The following is a 23,160-nucleotide window of genomic DNA, read 5'->3' on the forward strand; positions in this document are numbered from 1 at the left end:
CTGGCGGCGTGCGCCGTCTGCGTGGAGGGTCTCGGCGGTGGTGTGTTCGACGCGTGGGACCAGAGCTGGGGGCCGGTGCTGGCTGAAGGAGAGGACGGCGCAGGCCGTGGTATCCATGACGGAGTAGACCAGAGCTGGGGACCAAGGCCCCTGTAGGCGCGATTCCGCGAGTTCGAGGGTGACATAGCCAAGGCCCCGACCGGATGGATGGTCGGGGCCTTCGGTGGCTTCTGTCTCCGGGCACGCCGGACAAGCCCCCCATCATGAGCCATGTGCGGCTCCTGCACAGCCGGTGGTCAGGACACGTCGCCGCGGACCGGATCGCCGAACAGGCCCTCGGTGTACGTGACGTACTTCGGGGTGAAGTCGCCCTTCCCGGTGATGGTGCCGGTGATGTTCTCCCCGGGGGCCAGTTCCACGGTGTCGATCTGGTTCTTGTCCGCGGCCAGTTCGTGGGTGTGCTTGCCGCCGCCTGTGTCGGTGATGGCGAAGTACAGCGGGTTGATGCTGATGCTCTTGTCGCTGTTGTTGGTGATGGTCACGGACACGCTGGTGTAAGTGCCGCCGTCGTGAAGGATGCTCGGGGTGAACGCCGTCTTCATCGCGGCGACCTTCACCGGCTCTTCCTTCACCGGCTCTTCCTTGGCCGGCTCCGGCTCCGGTTCTGCCTTCGGTTCGGCGGGGGCGGCCGGTGGCTTCTCCGGAGCGGGCGCGGCGCTCTTGGGCGCGGCCTTGTCGTCAGGGCTGGTGTCGGCGCCGCCGACGAGGGCGCCCACGATGACCATGAGGAGGACGGCCCCGCCGAAGATGCTGCCGAGGACGATGGCCACGATGGCTCCGGCTGACATGCCCTTCTTGGGAGGCGGGGGTGGCGGGTAGGGGGCGTAGGGCTGGCCGGGCTGCATCGCGTAGGGAGGCTGCTGGGGCGGGCCGGGTGGCTGCTGGTTCACGGGTGTCCCCTGGCGGTGTTGGTGGTGGGGGGTGCCGCCGTGAACGTAGCGCAGAGGGTGGGTGGTTGGTGGTTGGTGGCTGGTTCTGGTGATCTGCGCCCGAAGGGTGTCCCGCCCCGTGCAGGTGTTGTCCGTATGGGGCAGCCTGCCATCCGCGCCCTGCCGGACCCCGTGGTTTACGGGCGTACGATGCCCTGCGCCCGGGCGGCCGACAGCCAGGACGGGAACTCCCCCAGCAGACGGTCGTACAGGACGTCGTCCGGAACCCGGCGCGGGTCGTGGCCTGCGTGGAAGAAGCCCGCGTTGTCGACCGGCCGCCTGGCGGGCACCGGCAGGTCGTCGAGCTTGCGCAGGAAGTCGAACTGGCGGCTGTGCGGGTCTCCGAAGCCCACGAACTGCCAGAAGAGCGGCAGCCGGGCCGCTTTGCACAGCCATTTCTCGGCGGCGGGGCGGCTGACGGGGCCGCCGTCCGTCTGGAAGACGACCAGGGCGGGGGCGTCCGCACCGCTGTCCAGGTAGTGGTCGATCACGGCGTCCATGGCCAGGTGGTAGCTGGTCTTCCCCATGTGTCCGAGCCCGGCCACGATCCGGTCGATACGGCCCTGGTGGTCGGCCAGGCCGATGGTGGTCTCGGCGTCCACGTCCGTGGAGAAGAAGACCACCGGGACCTGCCCGTCGTCGTCCAGGTTCGCGGACAGCCCCAGCACCCGGTCGGCCAGGGCCTGCACGCTGCCGTCCTGGTAGTAGGGGCGCATCGAGCCGGAGTAGTCGACGACCAGGTAGACCGCGGCCCTCTGCCCTTCCAGTCCGTGCTTGCGCAGCGAGACGCCCGCGCGCCGGTAGAGGTCCACCAGCGCGGGCGCGGTCTGCTGCACCTTCTGGAGGCTGATCGGCATGAGTGACTCCCTTCCCCGCGAGGGACGTTACGCCACCGCCGCCGGGCACGGGCCGCAACCGCCGCCGCTCGCCACGGCCCGGCACCGGTCACCACCAGGCCCGCCGCCGCCACCGGCCTGGTGCCGACCGCAGCACGGTGCCGGCCCCCGAAGCACGGTGCCGAGGGGCGGGGAGGGCCGGGAGGAACGGCAGACGGAGCGGGAAAGGCGCAGCGCCTGCCATGGGTCCGGTCGGGGACTTGGCAGGCGCTGCTGTGTTCCGCACGCCGTTGTACGGGACGTTCCTCGGGGGCCCGGGGGCCCGACAGGCCCGGAAGGGCCCGGTCCGTCAGACCGCGAGCGCGCGGTCCGTCGGGCGGATCGGGGCCGGCAGGTCGCTGGCGCCCGTCAGGTACCGGTCCACGCCGCGGGCGGCGGAACGGCCCTCGGCGATGGCCCAGACGATGAGGGACTGGCCGCGGCCGGCGTCACCGGCGACGAAGACACCCGGCACGTTGGTCTGGAAGTCGGCGTCACGGGCGATGTTACCCCGCGCGTCGAGGTCCAGACCAAACTGCTCGACGAGACCGTTCTCCCGGTCGGTGCCGGTGAAGCCCATGGCGAGGGTGACCAGCTGGGCCGGGATCTTCCGCTCCGTGCCCGGCCTCTGCGTCAGCTTCCCGTCCGCGAACTCCACCTCGACCATGTGGAGCCACTGGACGTTGCCGTCCTCGTCGCCCTCGAAGTGGGTGGTGGAGACGGAGTAGACCCGCTCGCCGCCCTCCTCGTGGGCCGAGGTGACCTTGTACAGCATGGGAAAGGTCGGCCACGGCTGGGCCGCCGCGTCCCGCTCCTCGCCAGGCCTGGGCATGATCTCGAGCTGGGTGACCGAGGCCGCGCCCTGCCGGTGGGCGGTGCCGACGCAGTCCGCACCGGTGTCGCCGCCGCCGATGACGACGACGTGCTTGCCCTCGGCCGAGAGGGGCGGGGTGACGAAGTCGCCCTCCTGCACCTTGTTGGCGAGCGGCAGGTACTCCATCGCCTGGTGGATGCCCTTGAGCTCCCGGCCCGGGACGGGCAGGTCGCGGGCGGTGGTCGCGCCGGCAGCGATGACCACGGCGTCGTACCGCTTGCGCAGGTCCGTGGCCTTCAGGTCGCGGCCGATCTCGATGCCGGTGCGGAAGCGGGTGCCCTCGGCGCGCATCTGCTCGATACGGCGGTTGATGTGCCGCTTCTCCATCTTGAACTCGGGGATGCCGTAGCGCAGCAGCCCGCCGACGCGGTCGGCGCGCTCGTACACGGCCACCGTGTGGCCGGCCCGGGTGAGCTGCTGGGCGGCGGCCAGACCGGCGGGGCCGGAGCCGATGACGGCAACGGTCTTGCCGGACAGGCGCTCCGGGGGCTGCGGGGCGACGTTCCCCGAGTCCCACGCCTTGTCGATGATGGAGACCTCGACGTTCTTGATGGTGACGGCCGGCTGGTTGATGCCGAGCACGCACGCCGACTCGCAGGGTGCCGGGCAGAGCCGCCCGGTGAACTCCGGGAAGTTGTTGGTGGCGTGCAGCCGCTCGTAGGCGGCGCCCCAGTCCTCACGGTAGGCGTAGTCGTTCCACTCGGGGATCAGGTTCCCCAGCGGGCAGCCGTTGTGGCAGAACGGGATGCCGCAGTCCATGCAGCGGGACGCCTGCTTGCTGATGATCGGCAGCAGGGAGCCCGGGACGTAGACCTCGTTCCAGTCCTTGACCCGTTCCTCGACCGGGCGGGACTGCGCGACCTCGCGGCCGTGGTTCAGAAAGCCCTTGGGGTCAGCCATTGGTCGCCGCCTCCATCATCTTCTCGGTGGTCTCGGCCTCGGAGAGTCCGGCCCGCTCGGCGGCGTCCTTGGCGGCGAGCACTGCCTTGTACGTGGTGGGGATGATCTTGCTGAAGCGGTCCACGGCGACGGACCACTCGGCGAGGAGCTTCTCGGCGACGGTGGAGCCGGTCTCCTCGTGGTGGCGGCGCACCACGTCGTGCAGCCACGCCCGGTCGGCGTCGTCGAGGGGCTCGATCGCCTCCAGGTTGCCGGAGTTGACGTTGTCGCGGTCGAGGTCGACGACGTAGGCGATACCGCCGGACATGCCGGCCGCGAAGTTCCGCCCGGTCTCGCCGAGGACGACGGCGCGGCCGCCGGTCATGTACTCGCAGCCGTGGTCGCCGACGCCTTCGGAGACCACCAGTGCGCCGGAGTTGCGGACACAGAAGCGCTCGCCGGTGCGGCCGCGCAGGAAGATCTCGCCGCCGGTGGCGCCGTACGCGATGGTGTTGCCGGCGATGGTGGAGTACTCGGCCAGGTGGTCGGCGCCCCGGTCGGGGCGGACGACGATCCGGCCGCCGGACAGGCCCTTGCCGACGTAGTCGTTGGCGTCGCCCTCCAGGCGCAGGGTGACGCCGCGCGGGACGAATGCGCCGAAGGACTGGCCGGCGGAACCGGTGAAGGTGATGTCGACGGTGTCCTCGGGCAGGCCCGCGCCGCCGAACTTCTTCGTCACCTCGTGGCCGAGCATGGTGCCGACCGTGCGGTTGATGTTGCGGATCTCCAGCTGGGCGCGGACCGGCTGGGCGTCCTCGGCCGTGGCGGCGCCGAGCGCGTCCGCGGCCAGCTCGACGAGCTGGTTGTCGAGGGCCTTCTCCAGGCCGTGGTCCTGCTCGACGAGCTGGTGGCGGACGGCGCCGTCGGGCAGCTCGGGGACGTGGAACAGCGGGGCCAGGTCGAGACCCTGGGCCTTCCAGTGGTCCACGGCCCGGGTGACGTCGAGGAGTTCGGCGTGCCCGACGGCCTCCTCCAGGGTGCGGAAGCCCAGTTCGGCCAGCAGTTCGCGGACCTCCTGCGCGATGAACTCGAAGAAGTTGACGACGAACTCGGCCTTGCCGGAGAACCGCTCCCGCAGGACCGGGTTCTGGGTCGCGATACCGACCGGGCAGGTGTCCAGGTGGCAGACGCGCATCATGACGCAGCCGGAGACGACGAGCGGCGCGGTCGCGAAGCCGAACTCCTCCGCGCCGAGCAGCGCGGCGATGACGACGTCACGGCCCGTCTTCAGCTGGCCGTCGGTCTGGACGACGATCCGGTCCCGCAGGCCGTTGAGCAGCAGGGTCTGCTGGGTCTCGGCCAGGCCCAGCTCCCAGGGACCGCCCGCGTGCTTCAGCGAGGTGAGCGGGGAGGCGCCGGTGCCGCCGTCGTGGCCGGAGATGAGGACGACGTCCGCGTGGGCCTTGGAGACGCCCGCGGCCACGGTCCCGACGCCGACCTCGGACACCAGCTTCACATGGATGCGGGCGGCCGGGTTGGCGTTCTTGAGGTCGTGGATCAGCTGCGCCAGGTCCTCGATGGAGTAGATGTCGTGATGCGGCGGCGGCGAGATGAGGCCGACGCCCGGCGTGGAGTGCCGGGTCTGAGCGACCCACGGGTACACCTTGTGGCCGGGCAGCTGGCCGCCTTCGCCGGGCTTGGCGCCCTGAGCCATCTTGATCTGGATGTCGTCGGCGTTGACCAGGTACTCGGAGGTGACGCCGAAGCGGCCGGAGGCGACCTGCTTGATGGCGGAGCGCCGGGCCGGGTCGTACAGGCGGTCCGGGTGCTTGCCGCCCTCACCGGTGTTGGACTTGCCGCCGAGCCGGTTCATGGCGATGGCGAGGGTCTCGTGCGCCTCCTGCGAGATGGAGCCGTACGACATGGCGCCGGTGGAGAAGCGCTTGACGATCTCGCTGACCGGCTCGACCTCCTCGACCGGGATCGAGGGGCGGTCGGACGTGAAGCCGAACAGGCCGCGGAGCGTCATGAGCCGCTCGGACTGCTCGTTCACCCGGTCGGTGTACTTCTTGAAGACGTCGTACCGCTTGGAGCGGGTGGCGTGCTGGAGGCGGAACACCGTCTCGGGGTCGAACAGGTGCGGTTCGCCCTCGCGGCGCCACTGGTACTCGCCGCCGATCTCCAGGGCCCGGTGGGCCGGGGCGATGCCGCTGGCCGGGTACGCCTTGGCGTGGCGGGCGGCGACCTCCTGGGCGACGACGTCGATACCGACACCGCCGATCTTGCTGGAGGTGCCGTTGAAGTAGGTGTCGACGAAGTCCTGCTCCAGGCCGACGGCCTCGAAGACCTGGGCGCCGCGGTAGGAGGCGACGGTCGAGATGCCCATCTTCGACATGACCTTCAGCACGCCCTTGCCGAGGGCGTAGATGAGGTTGCGGATGGCCTTCTCGGGCTCGACGCCCTCGATGAACGTACCGGCGCGGACGAGGTCCTCGACGGACTCCATCGCCAGGTACGGGTTGACGGCGGCGGCGCCGTAGCCGATGAGGAGGGCCACGTGGTGGACCTCACGGACGTCGCCCGCCTCGACCAGCAGGCCCACCTGGGTGCGCTGCTTGGTGCGGATGAGGTGGTGGTGGACGGCCGCCGTGAGCAGCAGGGACGGGATCGGGGCGTGCTCGGCGTCGGAGTGCCGGTCGGACAGCACGATGAGGCGGGCGCCGTCCTCGATGGCCGCGTCGGCCTCGGCGCAGACCTCCCGGATGCGGGCCGCGAGGGTGTCGCCGCCGCCGGAGACCCGGTAGAGGCCGGAGAGGGTGACGGCGGTCATGCCGGGCATGTCGCCGTCGGCGTTGACGTGGATGAGCTTGGCCAGCTCGTCGTTGTCGATGACCGGGAACGGCAGGGTGACGCTGCGGCAGGACGCGGCGCCCGGGTCCAGCAGGTTGCCCTGCGGGCCGAGGGAGGAGATCAGCGAGGTGACGAGCTCCTCGCGGATGGCGTCCAGCGGCGGGTTGGTGACCTGGGCGAACAGCTGGGTGAAGTAGTCGAAGAGCAGGCGGGGCCGCTCGGAGAGCGCGGCGATCGGGGAGTCCGTGCCCATGGAGCCGATCGGCTCCGTGCCGGTGCGGGCCATCGGGGCGAGGATGACGCGCAGTTCCTCCTCGGTGTAGCCGAAGGTCTGCTGGCGGCGGGTGACCGAGGCGTGGGTGTGGACGATGTGCTCGCGCTCGGGCAGGTCCCCGAGTTCGATGATGCCGCTCTCCAGCCAGTCCTGATACGGCTGTTCGGAGGCGAGCTTCGCCTTGATCTCGTCGTCCTCGATGATGCGGTGCTCGGAGGTGTCGACGAGGAACATCCTGCCGGGCTGGAGGCGGCCCTTGCGGACGACCTTCGCGGGGTCGATGTCGAGGACGCCGACCTCGGAGGAGAGCACGACGAGTCCCTCGTCGGTGACCCAGTAGCGGCCGGGCCGCAGGCCGTTGCGGTCGAGGACGGCGCCGATCTGGGTGCCGTCGGTGAAGGTGACGCAGGCGGGGCCGTCCCAGGGCTCCATCATCGTGGAGTGGTACTGGTAGAAGGCTCGGCGGGCGGGGTCCATGGAGTCGTGGTTCTCCCACGCCTCGGGGACCATCATCAGCACGGCGTGCGGCAGTGAGCGCCCGCCGAGGTGGAGCAGCTCCAGGACCTCGTCGAAGGAGGCCGAGTCGGAGGCGTCCGGCGTGCAGACGGGGAAGACCCGGTCGAGGTTCGTGTCGTTCCCGAACAGGTCGGAGGCCAGCTGGGACTCGCGGGCGCGCATCCAGTTGCGGTTGCCCTTGACCGTGTTGATCTCGCCGTTGTGGGCGACGAAGCGGTACGGGTGGGCGAGCGGCCAGCTCGGGAAGGTGTTGGTGGAGAAGCGGGAGTGGACCAGGGCGACGGCGGTGGCGACCCGCCGGTCGGACAGGTCCGGGAAGAACGGCTCCAGCTGCCCGGTGGTGAGCATGCCCTTGTAGACGAGGGTGCGGGCGGAGAGCGACGGGAAGTAGACACCGGTCTCGCGCTCGGCGCGCTTGCGCAGCACGAACGCCTTGCGGTCCAGGCCGATGCCGGTGCTGACGCCGTCCGTGACGAACAGCTGACGGAAGACCGGCATGGTGGAGCGGGCGGTGGCGCCCAGCAGGTCCGGGGTGACCGGGACATCACGCCAGCCGAGGACGGTGAGGCCCTCCTCGGTCGCGATCGTCTCGATCTGCGAGACGGCGGCGGTGCTCTCCTCGGCTCCGGTCTGCGGGAGGAAGGCGGTGCCGACGGCGTACGCACCGGCCTCGGGCAGCTCGAAACCGGCGACCTCGCGGAGGAAGGCGTCGGGGACCTGGAGGAGGATTCCGGCGCCGTCGCCGGAGTCGGGCTCGGAGCCGGTGGCGCCGCGGTGCTCCAGGTTGCGCAGTACGGTCAGCGCCTGCTCGACCAGCTCGTGGCTGGGCACACCGGTGAGGGTGGCCACCAGCCCGACGCCGCACGCGTCGTGTTCGTTGCGCGGGTCGTACATCCCCTGCGGGGCGGGGCGACCGTCCATGGGCGACCAGGCGTCGGAACGCATCGGCTCTCCCGTCGTCGTCGTGGCATGTGCAGGTGCCAGAGGGACGACGTTGGCCCTCCGCGAAATTTCGTGCAGGTTACATGATGGAACGGTTCTCGGAAAATGGATAGTCCGTTCCAGCATGCGGACACCGCGCGGAGCGGCGCCCCTGGGTATGACAGATGTCCGACAGCAGTCCGACCGGTATCTGAGGGGGGAGGCAGCGCGCGTACGGGACGTGGATGACGTCCGCAGCCCTGCCGGCGGAATGCGGGCTTCATTGCCCGCGGCGCTTACGGCTCATGCCCCGGGATGAGGGAATCGAAACCGTCGCGTAACGGCTACTTATGCAGCGACCCGCAAAGTGTCCCACCGTGCGGGCGATCCCGCCATTGGAGCTTCATCACAACGCGCGACCGCCGCCGCTGACTGCGACGACGGCCGCGCGTTGCCCGGCTTCCGGCCGGGCAGCGGCCCCGAAGGACGCCTCCTCGGTCAGAGCACGGCTCCGAAGGCCGCGCCCAGGGCGTACGTGACAGCCGCAGCGGCCCCGCCGAGCGCCAGCTGCCGCAGCCCGCTGTACCACCAGGTGCGCGCGGTGACCCGGGCCACCAGCGCCCCGCAGCCGAACAGTCCGAGCAGCGCCAGCAGCACGGCGGGCCACAGGGCGGTGGCGCCCAGCAGATAGGGCAGCACGGGCAGCAGCGCGCCCAGTGCGAACGAGCCGAACGAGGACGCGGCGGCGAGCAGCGGCGACGGCAGGTCGTCCGGGTCGATCCCCAGCTCCTCGCGCGCGTGGATCTCCAGCGCCTGCTCCGGATCCCGCGACAGCTGCATGGCCACCTCGCGGGCGAGCGCGGGCTCGACGCCCCGCGCCGCGTACAGCGCGGCCAGCTCCTCCATCTCGTCCACCGGGTGCTTGCGCAGCTCGCGCCGCTCGACGTCCAGCTCAGCCTGGACCAGTTCACGCTGGGAGGCCACCGAGGTGTACTCGCCGGCGGCCATGGAGAACGCCCCGGCGGCGAGACCGGCGAGACCGGTGATGACGATGGCCTGCGGGGCGACCGCGCCGCCCGCGACACCGGTCATCAGCGCGAGGTTGGAGACCAGGCCGTCCATCGCGCCGAACACGGCGGGCCGCAGCCAGCCACCGCTCACATCGCGGTGCGTGTGGTTGTCGCGGTGCGCCGCGTGCAGCGTGGCCTCGGTCTCGATGATGGACACAGCTCTCCCCTTGCATTCCCCGGACGGCACCCCCGTCCGGGCACCCCCCACGCCCTAGAAAATACGCTCGATGTAAGGGGCATGCCAGCAAGGCAGGCTTTACTTACTAAGGCTGACCTGGCCTTCTGTTCCTGAGTCCGTGGGCCGGTTCACGGGGGAGAATGCCCATATGACACCCACGACTCCTGCTCCCCGGGTCACCGTGCTCGGCAGCGCCAACATGGATCTCGTCGCCTTCGTGCGGCGCGCGCCCCGGCTCGGTGAGACCGTCCGGGGCCGGGAGTTCCGGACGGTACCCGGCGGCAAGGGCGCGAACCAGGCGGTCGCCGCCGCGCGGGCCGGGGGCGAGGTGGCCATGATCGGGGCGGTCGGCTCGGACGGCTTCGGCGCGCGGCTGCGGGCCACGCTGGAGGAGTCGGGCGTGGACACCGCCCTGCTGCGGACCGTCGAGGGCCCGTCGGGCACGGCGCACATCGTGGTGGACGACGAGGGCGGCAACGCGATCGTGGTGGTCCCCGGCGCCAACTGCGCGGTCACCGGCCTGTCCCGTGCCGACGAGGAGCGGGTCGCCGTGTCCGACGTCCTGCTGCTCCAGCTGGAGCTGCCGCTGGACGTGGTGGTGGCCGGGGCGTCGGCGGCCCGGCGCCGCGGGGTGCGGACCGTCCTGACGCCCGCGCCCGCCCAGGACCTGCCGGGTGAGCTGCTCGCCGCGACGGATCTGCTGGTGCCCAACGAGCACGAGGCGGCCGAGCTGACCGGGGTGGCCGACCCCCTGGCGGCGGCGCAGGAGCTGCTGCGGGCGGTCCCGGAGGTGGTGGTGACGCTGGGCGCGTCCGGCTGCCTGTACGCGGCGCGGGGCGCGAGCCCCGTGACGGTGCCGGCCCGCCCGGCCCGTGCCCTCGACACGACGGCCGCAGGTGACACGTTCGTCGGCGCACTGTCGGTCGCCCTCGCGGAGGGCCGCCCGGTGCGGGACGCCCTGACCTGGGCCTCCACGGCGGCCGCACTGGCGGTGGAGCGTCCCGGGGCGTCGTCCTCGATGCCGCACCGCGCGGAGATCGACGGGGCGGCGGCGCCGTGACGGAGGGCGGGGGCTCCGCCCCTGGAAACCGGTACCCCTGTCAGACCTGAGCCGCGCTCGTCCTCAACCGCCGGGCGGGCTGGAGTGCCGCCCCTCCCCGCACCGGAGGGGGTGGCCGACCGTCCCCGCCGGCCTTCAGGAAGCCGGACCGGAGCAGCGGCGTCCCCGGCCCCGGGAAGGGACGCCCGCCGTGCAGCGGCACTCGGGCACGGCGGGAAGAACCCGCCGCAGGCCCTACGACGACTTCTGCTTCGCCTCGGTGTCAGACGACGCCGCCTCGGCCTTGCCGCCCTCCTCGGCCTTGCCGTCCTTCTCGCCCGCGGGCCCCGCGGACTGTGCCGCCGCCCCGGCGACCGCGGCCGGTTCGACGACCTCCTCGCGCCCCGGCCGCAACCGCGCCGAGACCACGATGTACGTCACCGCCAGCAGGAAGACGATCAGCGAGGTCCAGAAGTTGAGGCGCATCCCCAGGATGTGGTTCGCCTCGTCGACCCGCATGTACTCGATCCACGCGCGCCCCGAGCAGTAGGCGGCGACGTACAGGGCGAACGCCCGTCCGTGCCCGAGGGTGAAGCGGCGGTCGGCCCAGACGACCAGGAGCGCGACGCCGACGACCCAGAGCGACTCGTACAGGAAGGTCGGGTGGTACGTCGCCTGGTCCAGGGTCTCCATCGGGCGGTTCGCCTCGTCGATGCGCAGACCCCAGGGAAGGTCGGTCGGCCGGCCGAACAGCTCCTGGTTGAACCAGTTGCCCCAGCGGCCGATGCCCTGCGCCAGGGCGATACCGGGGGCGATGGCGTCCGCGTACGCGGGCAGTGGGATGCCCCTGCGACGGCAGCCGATCCACGCGCCCACCGCGCCCAGCGCGATCGCGCCCCAGATGCCGAGCCCGCCCTCCCAGATCTTGAAGGCGTCGACCCAGTTCTTCCCCTCACCGAAGTACAGCTGGTAGTCGGTGATCACGTGGTAGAGCCGGCCGCCGACGAGCCCGAAGGGCACCGCCCAGACGGCGATGTCGGCGACGGTGCCGGCTCTGCCGCCCCGGGCGATCCAGCGCTTGTTGCCGAACCAGACGGCGACGAAGACACCGAGGATGATGCAGAAGGCGTAGCCGCGCAGGGGGACCGGTCCGAGGTAGAGGACACCGGTCGACGGGCTGGGAATGTAGGCAAGGTCCATGGCAGAACCGACGCTACCTTGCCGGACGGATCAGACGGCAGCCCGCCCGGCAAAGACTGCATAACGCTGCCCGTCAGCCCGCCGGGGTCGCCGCGGTGGGACCGGCGGTCGCGGTGGCCGTGGGGCCGCCGGTCGGCGGGGCGGTGACCGTGCCGGGCTGCTTGCCCTGGTTGGCCTCGGTGACCCACTTCTTCAGGTTCTCCGGGGAGATCTGCTCGTTCCCCTTCTGCGGGAAGACCGACTCGCCGTTGAGCAGCACGGTCGGCGTGCCCCGGAAGCCGCCGCTGCGGAAGGCCTCGTTCGACTTGTCCACCCAGCTCTTGTGGGTGCCGTTGGTGACACAGCTGCGGAAGCCGGGGGTGTCGAGACCCTCCACCTGCCCGGCCAGCTCGAACAGCCGGTCGTCGTCGGCGAAGGCGTCGTCCAGCTCCTCGGGCTGGTTCGCGTAGAGGACGTCGTGGTACGGCAGGAAGAGCCCGGCGTCCTGGGCACAGGCCGAGGCGTTGGCGGCGTTCAGCGAGCCGCTGCCGCCGAGGTTGCCGTCGATGATCGTGGCGAGCCGGTAGTCGACCTTGGCCTGGCCCGAGTCCTCCAGCTCGTGGAGGGTGTCCTTGAAGTTGATCTCGAACGCGGCGCAGGCCGGGCAGCGGAAGTCCTCCCAGACGGTGATCGTGGAAGGGGCGTCGGACGCGCCGACCGGGATGATCAGCTGGTCATCACCGGTGGCGCCGGAGGGGGCCACGACCGGACCGGCCGTGTCGTCGCCGTCCCCGCCGGTGTTGGCGGCGATGACGCCGATCACTGCGGCGAGGCCGAGCACACCCACGACGGCCGCCGACACGAGCACCAGACGACGCCGTTTCTCCCGGGCCCGCTCCCGCTCGCGTTCCATCTGGAGCCGCTCCCGGGCGCTCCGCTTCCCCGCGCTGCTGTTCTTCTCGTTCACGCCCGGCAAACGAACCGGGGAGGCACCGGCGTGCCTCCCCGGACCGACAACCACCCGTTCGAGCGACGAAACCCCGTGAGGGGTCAGGAGTCGCGTCGTACGCCCCGGGCGAGTTCGCCCGCCAGTTCCCGTACGGCGGCCAGCCCCGCCGCCGGGTCCCCGGCGTCCAGCAGCCGCTGGACGAACGCGGAGCCGACGATGACGCCGTCCGCGAAGGAGGCGACCTCGGCGGCCTGTGCGGCGTTCGACACGCCGAGCCCCACGCAGACCGGCAGGTCGGTGGTGGCGCGGGTGCGGCGCACCAGGTCCGCGGCCTGTTCGCCCACGGACTCCCGGGTGCCCGTGACGCCCATCAGGGACGCGGCGTACACGAACCCGGATCCGGCGGTGGTGATGGTGGCGAGCCGCTCGTCCCGGCTGCTGGGGGCGACGACGAAGACGGTGGCCAGGCCGTGCTTCTCGGCGTGCTCCCGCCACAGCGCGGACTCCTGGACCGGCAGGTCGGGCAGGATGCACCCGGCGCCGCCCGCCTCCGCGAGTTCGGCGGTGAAGCGTTCGACGCCGTACCGGTCGATGGGGTTCCAGTACGTCATGACGAGGACGGGCTTGCCGGTGGCCGTGTGCGCCTCGCGCACGGTCCGCATGACGTCCGCGATCTTGACGCCGCCGCGCAGGGCGATGTCGTCGGCGGTCTGGATGACGGGCCCGTCCAGGACGGGGTCGCTGTGCGGCAGCCCCACCTCGACGATGTCGGCGCCGCCGTCGAGGACCGCCTTGACGGCGGCGATCCCGCCGTCGACGGTCGGGAACCCGGCCGGCAGGTAGGCGATGAGCGCGGCCCGGTCCTCCGCCCTGGCCTTCGCCAGGGTGTCGCTCAGCAGCTGGATGTTTCCGCTCACTTGGCGGCCTCCCCCGCGTCGTTTCCGTCGTACAGCCCGAAGTAGCGGGCGGCGGTGTCCATGTCCTTGTCGCCGCGTCCGGAGAGGTTGACCACGAGGAGTCCCTCGGGGCCGAGTTCACGGCCGACCTCCAGGGCACCGGCGAGGGCGTGCGCCGACTCGATGGCCGGGATGATGCCCTCGGTGCGGGACAGCAGCCGCAGCGCCTCCATGGCGGCGGCGTCGGTCACGGCCCGGTACTCGCCGCGCCCGCTGTCCTTGAGGTAGGCGTGCTCGGGCCCGATACCGGGGTAGTCCAGTCCGGCCGAGATCGAGTACGGCTCCGTGATCTGCCCCTCCTCGTCCTGGAGGACGTACGAGCGCGAGCCGTGCAGGATGCCGGGCTCGCCCGCCGTGAGCGTGGCGGCGTGCTCGCCGGTCTCGACGCCGTGCCCCGCCGGTTCGCAGCCGACCAGGCGGACGGAGGTGTCCGGGATGAACGCGTGGAACAGCCCGATGGCGTTGGAGCCGCCGCCGACACAGGCGATGGCGGCGTCGGGGAGCCGCCCGGCACGCTCCAGGATCTGGCGGCGGGCCTCGACGCCGATGACCCGGTGGAAGTCCCGGACCATGGCGGGGAACGGATGCGGCCCGGCGACGGTCCCGAACAGGTAGTGGGTGCTGTCGACGTTGGCGACCCAGTCGCGGAACGCCTCGTTGATGGCGTCCTTGAGGGTGCGGCTCCCCGACTTCACGGCGATGACCTCGGCCCCCAGCATCCGCATGCGGGCGACGTTGAGGGCCTGCCGCCGGGTGTCGATCTCGCCCATGTAGATGGTGCAGTCGAGCCCGAACAGCGCGCAGGCGGTCGCGGTGGCGACGCCGTGCTGCCCGGCGCCGGTCTCCGCGATGACCCGCGTCTTGCCCATGCGACGGGTCAGCAGGGCCTGGCCCAGCACGTTGTTGATCTTGTGGGAGCCGGTGTGGTTGAGGTCCTCGCGCTTGAGGAACACGCGGGCGCCGCCGGCGTGCTCCGCGAACCGCGGTACCTCCGTGAGGGCGCTGGGACGGCCGGTGTAGTGCACGAGCAGCGCGTCGAGTTCGGCGGCGAAGGCGGGGTCGGCCTTCGCCTTCTCGTACTCGACGGCGACCTCGTCGACGGCGGCGACGAGGGCCTCGGGGATGAACTTGCCGCCGAAGGCTCCGAAGTAGCCCTGGGCGTCGGGGGTCCGACCCTCCGGATCGGGAATGAAGAACTCGCTGGACATCAGCGGACGCTCCTATGCCAGGACGGTTCCTGGCCGCGGGTTGGCGGGTGGGCGGGTACACGTCCCCACGCCCCCTGGTCCCCCGCTCCTCACGAGCCGGAGGGGCTGATTCAGCCCGTCCGGCGCTTGAGGACGGGCATCGAAGGCACGATGCCGGGGGTCCGGGGGCGGCGCCCCCGGTGACGGGAGGGGGCGGGGCGGGGAAGACGCACCCGCCATCGCATCCCGTTGACCTGCCCCGGCTCGTCCCCGATGACATACCGCACCCGCCGCCCGTGCACCCGCCGCGCGGGCGCCCGGCACCCGCGCGGGCGGCAGCCGCGCGCCAGCCGGGCATAGGCGGGCGGCGGCGCGGCGGCAGAACGGCAGGCGGCGGTCATGGCGCGGCGCTCAGTCCCGCCCGTGCCGCAGCGCGGGATGCGCGCCCGCCGCGACGAGGTCGGCCACCGCCGCCTTCGGGTCGCGGACGGTGACGAGCGACTCCCCGACGAGGACCGCGTCGGCCCCCGTGTTGGCGTAGGCGATCAGGTCGTGCGGACCCCGCACGCCGGACTCCGCCACCTTCACGACCGACGAGGGGATCTCGGGGACGACCCGCTCGAACGTGGAGCGGTCGACCTTCAGGGTCTTCAGGTCGCGCGCGTTGACGCCGATGACCCGAGCGCCCGCGTCGACCGCGCGCGCGACCTCCTCCTCGTCGTGGACCTCCACGAGCGGAGTGAGCCCGATGGACTCGGCGCGCTCGATCAGCGAGACCAGCGCGGGCTGGTCCAGCGCCGCCACGATCAGCAGGGCGAGGTCGGCGCCGTACGCCCGCGCCTCCCACAGCTGGTACGCGGTGACGATGAAGTCCTTGCGCAGGATCGGGATGTCGACCCGGGCGCGGACGGCCTCCAGGTCGGCCAGCGAGCCGCCGAAACGCCGCTCCTCGGTGAGGACGGAGATGACGGCGGCGCCGCCCGCCTCGTAGTCGGCGGCGAGACCGGCCGGGTCCGCGATGGCGGCGAGGGCCCCCTTGGAGGGGCTGGACCGCTTCACCTCGCAGATGACCTTGACGCCGTCGCCGCGCAGCGCGGCGACACCGTCACGGGCCTGGGGCGCCTTGGCGGCCCGCTCCTTGAGCTCGTCGAGGGAGACCCGCGCCTGCCGCTCCGCGAGGTCGGCGCGCACTCCTTCGATGATCTCGTCGAGCACACTCACGCGAGAGGCCCCCTTCCGGGAGGGTGTGATGCTGATCAGGCCGGACACCTCGATGGTATCCGCAGGGGCGCCCAGGACGCGCACCGGCGTCTCAAGGGGCGAGCACGGCGCCGAACGGCAGGTTCCGTACGACGCTGAAGACGGCTCCCGCCGCGCCCAGGCTCCACAGGGCGACGGGCGGCAGGTACAGCTCGAACCGTACCCCCCGCACGGCTCTGACCAGCCAGACCGTCATGACCACGAAGAACGCGAAGTAACCGGCGACGGCCATCGCATTGGCCGAGAACGCGGCGGCGAGGTCGCCGTGCACGAAGGCGTGCGCGCTGCGCAGGCCGCCGCAGCCGGGGCAGTACAGCCCGGTGAACTGGAGCAGGGGGCAGACCGGGTAGTGGCCGGGCTCGTTGGGGTCGACCGCCCCGACGTACGCCCAGGCGGCGGCGACCCCGGCGAGGATGCCCGCCGGTGCGGCGAGGCGGCGGGCGAGCGGGGGTGGTGCGGCGGCGTTCGTGGTGGCGTCCATCCGGCGATTGTGACCGCTGGTACGGGGCGGCGCAGCCCGGCCGGTACGGAAGACGGAGCTGCCGTACGGGTGGAGGAGGGGAGGGCGCAGCCCGGCCGTGCCGGACCGCGCCCCGCACCGCTGTGGCCCACTCGGTGGGCCGGGAGGTGCCGGTGGGTCAGGAGGCGAGCTGGGCCCTGGCGGCGCTCTCACGGAGCTCGCGCTGCTCGTCGCTCTCCTTGGCCTTGCCGAGACCCATCATCTTCATGATGAGGCCGACGACCCCGCCGAGCACCACGATGCCCATGCCGGCCCAGAACCCGAGCGGGTTGTTCGCCACCATGAGCACACCGGCGACACAGAAGCCGATGAAGGAGATGGTGACACCGGTCCAGGCGGCCGGGGTGTGTCCGTGGGCGCTGCCCGCCATGAGTTGCTCCTCGTTGATGTTGCTCTGTGGTGAGGCCCCGCCGAGTGCGGACGCTCGTCGCCATTGTTCCGCACGCGCGCGGGCGGGGTGATCCGGGGGTGCCGGTGCGCGCGTCGGGGCGCGTGGTGCACGGGCCCGGTCAACCCCGTCCGCCGGGGGCACCGGTCTCGTCGGGGTCGGTGGGGTCCTCGCCCCGGTCCAGGGCCTTCCACAGGTCCTCGGGCCGGTCTGGGCCGGTGGTCCGGCGGCGGACGGCCCGCGCGCGGGGGCCGCCTTCGCGCTCGTACCGGCCGGACATGGTGGGCCAGGCGGAGCCGTACCGCAGGGCGATCAGCCCGGCGGCGAGGATCAGCAGGGCGGCGGTGCCCGCGACGGCCGGCCAGGCCGTCTGGGTGAGCGTCCCGACTCTGGCAGCGGTGTCACCCGTGGTGCGCGCGGCCTCGGCGTCCAGGGCCGCGCTGTCGGAGCCGCCCAGGAAGGCCGCCAGGGACGCGCCCGCGCCGCTCAGGGCCAGCAGCAGGGCGACCAGGCGGCGGCCCGGGCCGCGGGCCGCGAGGACGGCCACCAGGGCGGCGAGGCCGACGATGGCGAGGGCGGTCGGGGCGCCGGTGACCTCACCGCCGGCAGCGTCGAGGCTGATGCTCCCGCCGGTCGCCGTGACCGTGCCCCTGGTCCAGGTCTGGCCGGAGGCGAGGAGGACGACCGTGGCGCCGAGGGCGCCGAGCAGCAGGGCGACGGCGAGGCTGCGGCGGCCGCCGGTGGCGACCGCCGCGTCACCCGCGCGCGTGGGACGGGGCTGGGGTACGGATGCGGCACTCACGCCCCCCACTATCCCCCATGCCTCCGCGAGTGCGACGGTCAGACCCGGTTCATCCGATTGGCGGTGTGTACGGCGCGGAGCACGGCCGCCGCCTTGTTGCGGCACTCGGTGTCCTCGGCCACCGGGTCGGAGTCCGCGACGACGCCCGCGCCCGCCTGGACGTAGGCGGTGCCGTCGCGCAGCACGGCCGTACGGATGGCGATGGCCGTGTCGGAGTCGCCCGCGAAGTCCAGGTAGCCGACGGCACCGCCGTACAGGCCGCGCCTGCTCGGCTCCAGTTCCTCGATGATCTGCATGGCGCGCGGCTTGGGCGCACCGGACAGGGTCCCGGCGGGGAAGCAGGCGGTCAGCACGTCGAAGGCGGTGCGGTCGGGCGCGACCCGGCCGGTGACGGTCGAGACGATGTGCATGACGTGCGAGTACCGCTCGATGGACATGAAGTCGACCACCTCGACGGAACCCGGTTCGCAGACCCGGCCCAGGTCGTTGCGGGCGAGGTCGACGAGCATGAGGTGCTCGGCGCGCTCCTTGGGGTCCTCGACGAGTTCGTCCGCGAGGGCCTGGTCCTCCTGCGGGGTGGCGCCGCGGGGGCGGGTTCCGGCGATGGGGTGGACCATGGCGCGGCCGTCCTCGACCTTGACCAGTGCCTCGGGACTGGACCCGACGACGTCGAACCCGTCGAAGCGGAACAGGTACATGTACGGGGACGGGTTGGTGGCCCGCAGGACCCGGTAGACGTCCAGGGCACCTGCCGTGCAGGACGTCTCGAACCGCTGCGAGGGCACCACCTGGAAGGCCTCACCCGCGCGGATGCGCTCCTTGATGTCCTCCACGGCGTCCTGGTAGGCCGCCCCGCCCCACAGGGCGGTGGACTCGGGCAGCTCGGACGGCGGCAGGGCGGCCGGAGCGGAGGGGACCGACCGGGTGAGGTCGGCCTGCATCGCGTCCAGCCGGGCGACGGCGTCGGCGTAGGCCTCGTCGACTCCGGTCTCCAGGTCGTTGTGGTTGATCGCGTTGGCGATCAGCAGGACCGTGCCGTCCCAGTGGTCCAGGACGGCCAGGTCGGAGGTGAGCAGCATGGTCAGCTCGGGCAGCCGCAGGTCGTCGGTGCCGTGCTCTCCGATGCGCTCCAGGCGGCGCACGATGTCGTAGCCGAGGTAGCCGACCATGCCGCCGGTGAACGGCGGCATGCCGGAGGCCAGGTCGTGCGGGGTGTGGAGGGCGGCGACCGTGGCGCGCAGGGCCTCCAGCGGGTCGCCGTCGACGGGGACGCCGACGGGCGGGACGCCGAGCCAGTGGGCCTGGCCGTCCCGGACCGTGAGGGTGGCGGCGCTGCGCACCCCGACGAAGGAGTACCGGGACCAGGAGCGGCCGTTCTCGGCTGACTCCAGGAGAAACGTGCCGGGGCGTTCCGCGGCGAGCTTGCGGTAGAGGCCGACCGGGGTGTCGCCGTCCGCGAGCAGGCGGCGGCTGACGGGGATGACACGGCGGTCGGCGGCCAGCTTGCGGAAGGTCTCGAGGTCCATGGCGCCCGACCCTACCGACCGAGGGGGAGCACGTCGGCGTCGAAGCAGGTCCGGGCGCCCGTGTGGCAGGCGGCACCGGTCTGGTCGACCTTGACGAGGACGGTGTCGGCGTCGCAGTCGAGGGCGACGGACTTGACCAGCTGGACGTGCCCGGAGGTGTCGCCCTTGACCCAGTACTCCCGGCGGCTGCGGGACCAGTAGGTGCAGCGGCCGGTGGTGAGGGTGCGGTGCAGGGCCTCGTCGTCCATCCAGCCCAGCATCAGCACCTCTCCGGTGTCGTACTGCTGAGCGATGGCCGGGACCAGCCCGTCGGGGCTGCGCTTGAGGCGGGCGGCGATGGCCGGGTCGAGATTGCTGGTCATGCGGCCATTGTGCCGCGCCCGGCGGGGCGGTCCGCGCCGCGTCCACTGGGCGGACCGGCCCCGGCGGCCGTACGCTGGCGGACATGTCGACCCATGCGAAGCGTGAACGACTGCTCCTTGCCGATCTGTTGGAGGCCGCTGGACCGAACGCACCCACCCTCTGCGACGACTGGTCGACCCGTGATCTGGCGGCCCACGTGGTGGTGCGGGAGCAGCGCCCGGACGCGGCCGTGGGGGTGCTGGTGAGCGCGCTGCGGGACCGGATGGAGCGGGTCCGGACGGAGTTCGCGGCGAAGCCCTACGAGGAACTGGTGCAGATGATCCGGAGCGGGCCGCCGCGGATGTCGCCGTTCTCCCTGAAGCAGGTGGACGAGGGGGCGAACACCGTCGAGTTCTACGTCCACTCCGAGGACGTGCGGCGGGCCCACCCCGACTGGAGCCCGCGGGAGGTGGACCCGGTGTTCGCGGACGCGCTGTGGACGCGCCTGGAGAAGATGGCGCGGCTCGCGGGGCGGCGGTGCCCGGTGGGCCTGGTCGTCCGGCGGCCGAACGGCCAGACGGCCGTGGCGCACCGGGGCACGCCGGTGGTGACGGTGACCGGAGAGCCGGGGGAGCTGGTGCTGTTCCTGTACGGGAGGCAGTCCGCGGCGCAGGTGGAGCTGGAGGGCGACAAGGACGCGGTGGCCCGGGTGATGGAGGCGGGACTGGGCGTCTGACCCGGCGCGAGGACGGGGGTCCGGGGAGAGCCCCCGGACCCCGTCACCGGACCGGGTGGCCCGCCTCCCGCAGCGTGGACTTCACGTCTCCGATGCGCAGGTCGCCGAAGTGGAAGACCGACGCCGCCAGCACCGCGTCCGCGCCCGCGTCGATCGCCGGGGCGAAGTCGGACAGCCGGCCCGCGCCGCCCGAGGCGATCACCGGCACGGTGACCTCGCGGCGCACCGCCGTGATCATCTCCGTGTCGTAGCCGTCCTTCGTGCCGTCCGCGTCCATGGAGTTCAGCAGGATCTCGCCGGCTCCCAGCCCGGCGGCCCGGTGGGCCCACTCGACCGCGTCGATGCCGGTGCCCCGGCGCCCGCCGTGGGTGGTGACCTCGAAGCCGGACGGGGTTCCCTCCGCGCGCCGGGCGTCCACGGACAGCACCAGCACCTGGCGGCCGAAGCGCTCCGCGATCTCCCGGATCAGTTCGGGCCGGGAGATCGCAGCGGTGTTGACGCCCACCTTGTCCGCGCCCGCGCGCAGCAGCCTGTCGACGTCCTCGGCGCTGCGCACCCCGCCGCCGACGGTCAGTGGGATGAAGACCTGTTCGGCGGTGCGGCGCACCACGTCGTAGGTGGTCTCGCGGTTGCCGGAGGACGCGGTGATGTCGAGGAAGGTCAGCTCGTCGGCGCCCTCGGCGTCGTACAGCTTGGCCATCTCGACGGGGTCCCCGGCGTCCCGCAGGTTCTGGAAGTTGACGCCCTTGACGACCCGGCCGTTGTCCACGTCCAGGCAGGGGATGACTCGTACGGCGAGCGTCACGACACGGCTCCTCGGAATGCTTCCAGCTCTACTTCCACCATGATGCGCGGGTCGACGAAGCCGGACACCACGACCAGGGTGGTCACCGGACGGACGGCGTCGAAGAACTCCTTGTGGGCACGGCCCACCTCGTCCACGTCCCGCGCGTGGGTCACGTACATCCGGGTGCGGATCACGGACCCGGCGCCCAGCCCGAAGGCGCCCAGCGCCTCGACGGCGTGTGCGAAGGCCGCCCGGGTCTGCTCGTACGGGTCGCCCTCGCCGTGCAGGACCTCGCCCTCGAAGGCGGTGGTGCCGCCGACCAGGACGCGGTCGCCCGCCGCCACGGCGCGGGAGAAGCCGAAGGGCTCCTCCCAGGGGCTGCCGCTCCGCACCCGCCGTACGGCGCCGTCCGGCGCCGTCACGGCGCCACCGCCGCCAGCGCCTCCTGCAGCGTGAACGCCTTGGCGTACAGCGCCTTGCCGACGATGGCGCCCTCCACACCCTGCGGGACGAGCCCGGCGATGGCGCGCAGGTCGTCCAGGGAGGAGACGCCGCCGGAGGCGACGACGGGGCGCTCGGTGGCCGCGCAGACGTTCTTCAGCAGCTCCAGGTTGGGGCCCTGGAGGGTGCCGTCCTTGGCGATGTCGGTGACGACGTACCGGGCGCAGCCCTCGTTGTCGAGGCGCTCCAGCGTCTCGTACAGGTCGCCGCCGTCGCGGGTCCAGCCGCGTCCGCGCAGGGTGGTGCCGCGGACGTCGAGGCCGACGGCGATCTTGTCGCCGTGTTCCGCGATCACCTCGGCGACCCACTCGGGGGTCTCCAGCGCGGCGGTGCCGAGGTTGACACGGGTGCAGCCGGTGGCGAGGGCCGCGGCCAGGGAGGCGTCGTCGCGGATGCCGCCGGACAGTTCGACCTTGATGTCCATGGCTCCGGTGACCTGCGCGATCAGGTCGCGGTTGGTACCGGTGCCGAAGGCGGCGTCGAGGTCGACGAGGTGCAGCCACTCGGCGCCCGCGCGCTGCCAGGCCAGGGCCGCCTCCAGCGGGGAGCCGTAGGACGTCTCCGTGCCGGACTCGCCATGGACGAGCCGTACGGCCTGGCCGTCCCGGACGTCGACGGCGGGGAGGAGTTCGAGCTTGGTCATCTCAGCGGTCCTAGCGTCTAGCGGAGTTCGAAGAAGGCGAAGAAGACGGGATCAGAAGGAGCGGAGCCAGTTCGTGAGCAGCTGGGCTCCCGCGTCGCCGGACTTCTCCGGGTGGAACTGGGTCGCCCACAGGGCGCCGTTCTCGACGGCGGCCACGAACCGCTCGCCGTGCTCGGCCCAGGTGACCTTGGGGGCGCGCATGGCGGGGTTGGTGATCTCCAGGTTCCAGTCGGTCACCGCGTACGAGTGCACGAAGTAGAACCGGGCGTCGGCGTCGAGTCCGGCGAATAGTTCGCTGTTCTCGGGCGCGTCGACGGTGTTCCAGCCCATGTGGGGGACGACGGGGGCCTTGAGGGGGCCGACCGTGCCGGGCCACTCGTCGAGGCCCTCGGTCTCGACGCCGTGCTCGACGCCGCGCTCGAACAGGATCTGCATGCCGACGCAGATGCCCATGACGGGGCGACCGCCGGCGAGCCTGCGGCCGACGATCCAGTCGCCGCGGGCCTCCTTGAGGCCGGCCATGCAGGCGGAGAAGGCTCCGACGCCGGGGACGAGGAGTCCGTCGGCGTTCATGGCCTTGTCGTAGTCGCGGGTGATCTCCACGTCGGCGCCCACGCGCGCGAGGGCCCGCTCGGCGGAGCGGACGTTGCCGAAGCCGTAGTCGAGGACGACGACGTTCTTGGCGGTGGTCATTCCGGTCACTCCCAGATTCCCTGGATCCGCAGGACACCGGCGACCAGGCACATCGCGGCGGCGCCGGCGAGCAGGACGACGACGCCCTTGGGCAGCTGCTGCCTGCCGAAGGAGTACGCGCCGCCGGCCAGGAACAGGCCGACGGCGATGAGGATGGTGGACAGCCCGGTCACCGCGTCGCCTCGTTCGCTTCTCCGCACGCCCGGCGCACCTGTGCGGCCGTCGG

Annotated in this window: 23 protein-coding genes; 2 read left to right on the forward strand and 21 right to left on the reverse strand. The window is 72.2% G+C overall.

From position 1 onward, the window contains the following. Nucleotides 1–296 precede the first annotated feature (296 nt). The 5 genes from I3F58_RS10125 to I3F58_RS10145 form a co-directional block, all read right to left on the reverse strand. Nucleotides 297–950, reverse strand: a complete 654-nt coding sequence (locus I3F58_RS10125; protein ID WP_240107961.1) for a DUF4352 domain-containing protein — start codon at nt 948–950, stop codon at nt 297–299. A 176-nt stretch (nt 951–1,126) separates the two neighbouring features. Then, complete coding sequence (locus I3F58_RS10130; RefSeq protein WP_240107962.1) at nt 1,127–1,846, reverse strand: VWA domain-containing protein; 720 nt, start codon at nt 1,844–1,846, stop codon at nt 1,127–1,129. 328 nt (nt 1,847–2,174) lie between these two features. Beyond that, the gene (locus I3F58_RS10135) at nt 2,175–3,638 is read right to left on the reverse strand and encodes a glutamate synthase subunit beta (RefSeq protein ID WP_240107963.1); all 1,464 of its coding nucleotides are present in this window, start codon (nt 3,636–3,638) and stop codon (nt 2,175–2,177) included. Continuing rightward, a complete protein-coding gene (gene gltB / locus I3F58_RS10140) occupies nt 3,631–8,202 on the reverse strand; it encodes a glutamate synthase large subunit (RefSeq protein WP_240107964.1) in 4,572 nt (1,523 codons plus the stop codon). The genes I3F58_RS10135 and gltB overlap by 8 nt, the downstream gene beginning before the upstream one ends. Before the next feature lie 474 nt (nt 8,203–8,676). Beyond that, nucleotides 8,677–9,405 (reverse strand): VIT1/CCC1 transporter family protein, encoded by a 729-nt coding sequence (locus I3F58_RS10145; protein WP_240107965.1) that lies wholly within the window; start codon nt 9,403–9,405, stop codon nt 8,677–8,679. A gap of 169 nt (nt 9,406–9,574) precedes the next feature. On the opposite strand from I3F58_RS10145, the gene rbsK reads away from it, so the two are divergent. Then, nucleotides 9,575–10,486, forward strand: a complete 912-nt coding sequence (gene rbsK, locus I3F58_RS10150) for a ribokinase (protein WP_240107966.1) — start codon at nt 9,575–9,577, stop codon at nt 10,484–10,486. 234 nt (nt 10,487–10,720) lie between these two features. Here rbsK and lgt read toward each other — a convergent pair whose 3' ends face one another. From lgt to hisI, 11 genes are all read right to left on the reverse strand, one after another. Then, nucleotides 10,721–11,665 (reverse strand): prolipoprotein diacylglyceryl transferase, encoded by a 945-nt coding sequence (lgt, locus tag I3F58_RS10155; protein WP_240107967.1) that lies wholly within the window; start codon nt 11,663–11,665, stop codon nt 10,721–10,723. A 73-nt stretch (nt 11,666–11,738) separates the two neighbouring features. Then, on the reverse strand, nt 11,739–12,557 hold the full coding sequence (locus I3F58_RS10160; RefSeq protein ID WP_275678373.1) for a thioredoxin domain-containing protein: 819 nt from the start codon (nt 12,555–12,557) through the stop codon (nt 11,739–11,741). A 137-nt stretch (nt 12,558–12,694) separates the two neighbouring features. Then, nucleotides 12,695–13,510, reverse strand: a complete 816-nt coding sequence (trpA, locus tag I3F58_RS10165; RefSeq protein WP_240107969.1) for a tryptophan synthase subunit alpha — start codon at nt 13,508–13,510, stop codon at nt 12,695–12,697. Continuing rightward, nucleotides 13,507–14,757, reverse strand: a complete 1,251-nt coding sequence (trpB, locus tag I3F58_RS10170) for a tryptophan synthase subunit beta (RefSeq protein ID WP_240107970.1) — start codon at nt 14,755–14,757, stop codon at nt 13,507–13,509. The genes trpA and trpB overlap by 4 nt, the downstream gene beginning before the upstream one ends. A 110-nt stretch (nt 14,758–14,867) precedes the next feature. Then, nucleotides 14,868–15,137 carry a tryptophan biosynthesis modulator TrpM gene (gene trpM, locus I3F58_RS29615; protein ID WP_308354975.1) on the reverse strand — a complete coding sequence of 90 codons (270 nt, stop codon included), beginning with the start codon at nt 15,135–15,137 and terminating at the stop codon, nt 14,868–14,870. A gap of 10 nt (nt 15,138–15,147) precedes the next feature. Beyond that, nucleotides 15,148–15,957: an indole-3-glycerol phosphate synthase TrpC gene (gene trpC / locus I3F58_RS10175; RefSeq protein WP_240107971.1), complete on the reverse strand. Its 810-nt coding sequence runs from the start codon at nt 15,955–15,957 to the stop codon at nt 15,148–15,150. Nucleotides 15,958–16,048: 91 nt separating this feature from the next. Continuing rightward, nucleotides 16,049–16,477, reverse strand: a complete 429-nt coding sequence (locus I3F58_RS10180; protein WP_240107972.1) for a DUF2752 domain-containing protein — start codon at nt 16,475–16,477, stop codon at nt 16,049–16,051. A gap of 157 nt (nt 16,478–16,634) precedes the next feature. Continuing rightward, the gene (locus I3F58_RS10185; protein ID WP_240107973.1) at nt 16,635–16,886 is read right to left on the reverse strand and encodes an HGxxPAAW family protein; all 252 of its coding nucleotides are present in this window, start codon (nt 16,884–16,886) and stop codon (nt 16,635–16,637) included. Nucleotides 16,887–17,025: 139 nt separating this feature from the next. Beyond that, the gene (locus I3F58_RS10190; RefSeq protein WP_374207940.1) at nt 17,026–17,706 is read right to left on the reverse strand and encodes a TIGR02234 family membrane protein; all 681 of its coding nucleotides are present in this window, start codon (nt 17,704–17,706) and stop codon (nt 17,026–17,028) included. Nucleotides 17,707–17,744: 38 nt separating this feature from the next. Continuing rightward, nucleotides 17,745–19,232, reverse strand: a complete 1,488-nt coding sequence (locus tag I3F58_RS10195) for an anthranilate synthase component I (protein ID WP_240107975.1) — start codon at nt 19,230–19,232, stop codon at nt 17,745–17,747. 11 nt (nt 19,233–19,243) lie between these two features. Next, nucleotides 19,244–19,594, reverse strand: a complete 351-nt coding sequence (hisI, locus tag I3F58_RS10200; RefSeq protein WP_240107976.1) for a phosphoribosyl-AMP cyclohydrolase — start codon at nt 19,592–19,594, stop codon at nt 19,244–19,246. An 83-nt stretch (nt 19,595–19,677) separates the two neighbouring features. Between hisI and I3F58_RS10205 the strand changes: the two genes are divergently transcribed. After that, nucleotides 19,678–20,310, forward strand: coding sequence for a TIGR03085 family metal-binding protein (locus tag I3F58_RS10205; protein WP_240107977.1), 633 nt, complete (start codon nt 19,678–19,680; stop codon nt 20,308–20,310). 43 nt (nt 20,311–20,353) lie between these two features. Here I3F58_RS10205 and hisF read toward each other — a convergent pair whose 3' ends face one another. Genes hisF through I3F58_RS10230 form a run of 5 tightly spaced genes read right to left on the reverse strand, consistent with a single transcriptional unit; the run spans nt 20,354 to nt 23,134 of the window. After that, nucleotides 20,354–21,115, reverse strand: coding sequence for an imidazole glycerol phosphate synthase subunit HisF (hisF, locus tag I3F58_RS10210; protein ID WP_240107978.1), 762 nt, complete (start codon nt 21,113–21,115; stop codon nt 20,354–20,356). After that, nucleotides 21,112–21,519, reverse strand: coding sequence for a RidA family protein (locus I3F58_RS10215; RefSeq protein ID WP_240107979.1), 408 nt, complete (start codon nt 21,517–21,519; stop codon nt 21,112–21,114). The genes hisF and I3F58_RS10215 overlap by 4 nt, the downstream gene beginning before the upstream one ends. Then, entirely contained in the window at nt 21,516–22,241 is a 726-nt protein-coding gene (priA, locus tag I3F58_RS10220) for a bifunctional 1-(5-phosphoribosyl)-5-((5-phosphoribosylamino)methylideneamino)imidazole-4-carboxamide isomerase/phosphoribosylanthranilate isomerase PriA (RefSeq protein ID WP_240107980.1), read from the reverse strand. Before priA ends, I3F58_RS10215 begins: the two co-directional genes overlap by 4 nt. Nucleotides 22,242–22,292: 51 nt before the next feature. Next, complete coding sequence (hisH, locus tag I3F58_RS10225; RefSeq protein ID WP_240108016.1) at nt 22,293–22,934, reverse strand: imidazole glycerol phosphate synthase subunit HisH; 642 nt, start codon at nt 22,932–22,934, stop codon at nt 22,293–22,295. A 5-nt stretch (nt 22,935–22,939) separates the two neighbouring features. Beyond that, nucleotides 22,940–23,134 carry a hypothetical protein gene (locus tag I3F58_RS10230; RefSeq protein WP_240108023.1) on the reverse strand — a complete coding sequence of 65 codons (195 nt, stop codon included), beginning with the start codon at nt 23,132–23,134 and terminating at the stop codon, nt 22,940–22,942. Between the last annotated feature and the right edge of the window lie 26 nt (nt 23,135–23,160).

Origin of the sequence: Streptomyces sp. MUM 203J, assembly GCF_022414595.1 — a bacterium.
Lineage (GTDB): Bacteria > Actinomycetota > Actinomycetes > Streptomycetales > Streptomycetaceae > Streptomyces.

Coding starts and splice junctions, on each gene's coding strand:
- I3F58_RS10130 (WP_240107962.1), bottom strand. CDS start 1,846: ATGCCGATCAGCCTCCAGAAGGTGCAGCAGACCGCGCCCGCGCTGGTG.
- I3F58_RS10135 (WP_240107963.1), bottom strand. CDS start 3,638: ATGGCTGACCCCAAGGGCTTTCTGAACCACGGCCGCGAGGTCGCGCAG.
- gltB (WP_240107964.1), bottom strand. CDS start 8,202: ATGCGTTCCGACGCCTGGTCGCCCATGGACGGTCGCCCCGCCCCGCAG.
- rbsK (WP_240107966.1), top strand. CDS start 9,575: ATGACACCCACGACTCCTGCTCCCCGGGTCACCGTGCTCGGCAGCGCC.
- lgt (WP_240107967.1), bottom strand. CDS start 11,665: ATGGACCTTGCCTACATTCCCAGCCCGTCGACCGGTGTCCTCTACCTC.
- I3F58_RS10160 (WP_275678373.1), bottom strand. CDS start 12,557: ATGGAACGCGAGCGGGAGCGGGCCCGGGAGAAACGGCGTCGTCTGGTG.
- trpB (WP_240107970.1), bottom strand. CDS start 14,757: ATGTCCAGCGAGTTCTTCATTCCCGATCCGGAGGGTCGGACCCCCGAC.
- trpM (WP_308354975.1), bottom strand. CDS start 15,137: ATGACCGCCGCCTGCCGTTCTGCCGCCGCGCCGCCGCCCGCCTATGCC.
- I3F58_RS10180 (WP_240107972.1), bottom strand. CDS start 16,477: ATGGACGCCACCACGAACGCCGCCGCACCACCCCCGCTCGCCCGCCGC.
- I3F58_RS10185 (WP_240107973.1), bottom strand. CDS start 16,886: ATGGCGGGCAGCGCCCACGGACACACCCCGGCCGCCTGGACCGGTGTC.
- I3F58_RS10195 (WP_240107975.1), bottom strand. CDS start 19,232: ATGGACCTCGAGACCTTCCGCAAGCTGGCCGCCGACCGCCGTGTCATC.
- hisI (WP_240107976.1), bottom strand. CDS start 19,594: ATGACCAGCAATCTCGACCCGGCCATCGCCGCCCGCCTCAAGCGCAGC.
- I3F58_RS10205 (WP_240107977.1), top strand. CDS start 19,678: ATGTCGACCCATGCGAAGCGTGAACGACTGCTCCTTGCCGATCTGTTG.
- priA (WP_240107980.1), bottom strand. CDS start 22,241: ATGACCAAGCTCGAACTCCTCCCCGCCGTCGACGTCCGGGACGGCCAG.
- hisH (WP_240108016.1), bottom strand. CDS start 22,934: ATGACCACCGCCAAGAACGTCGTCGTCCTCGACTACGGCTTCGGCAAC.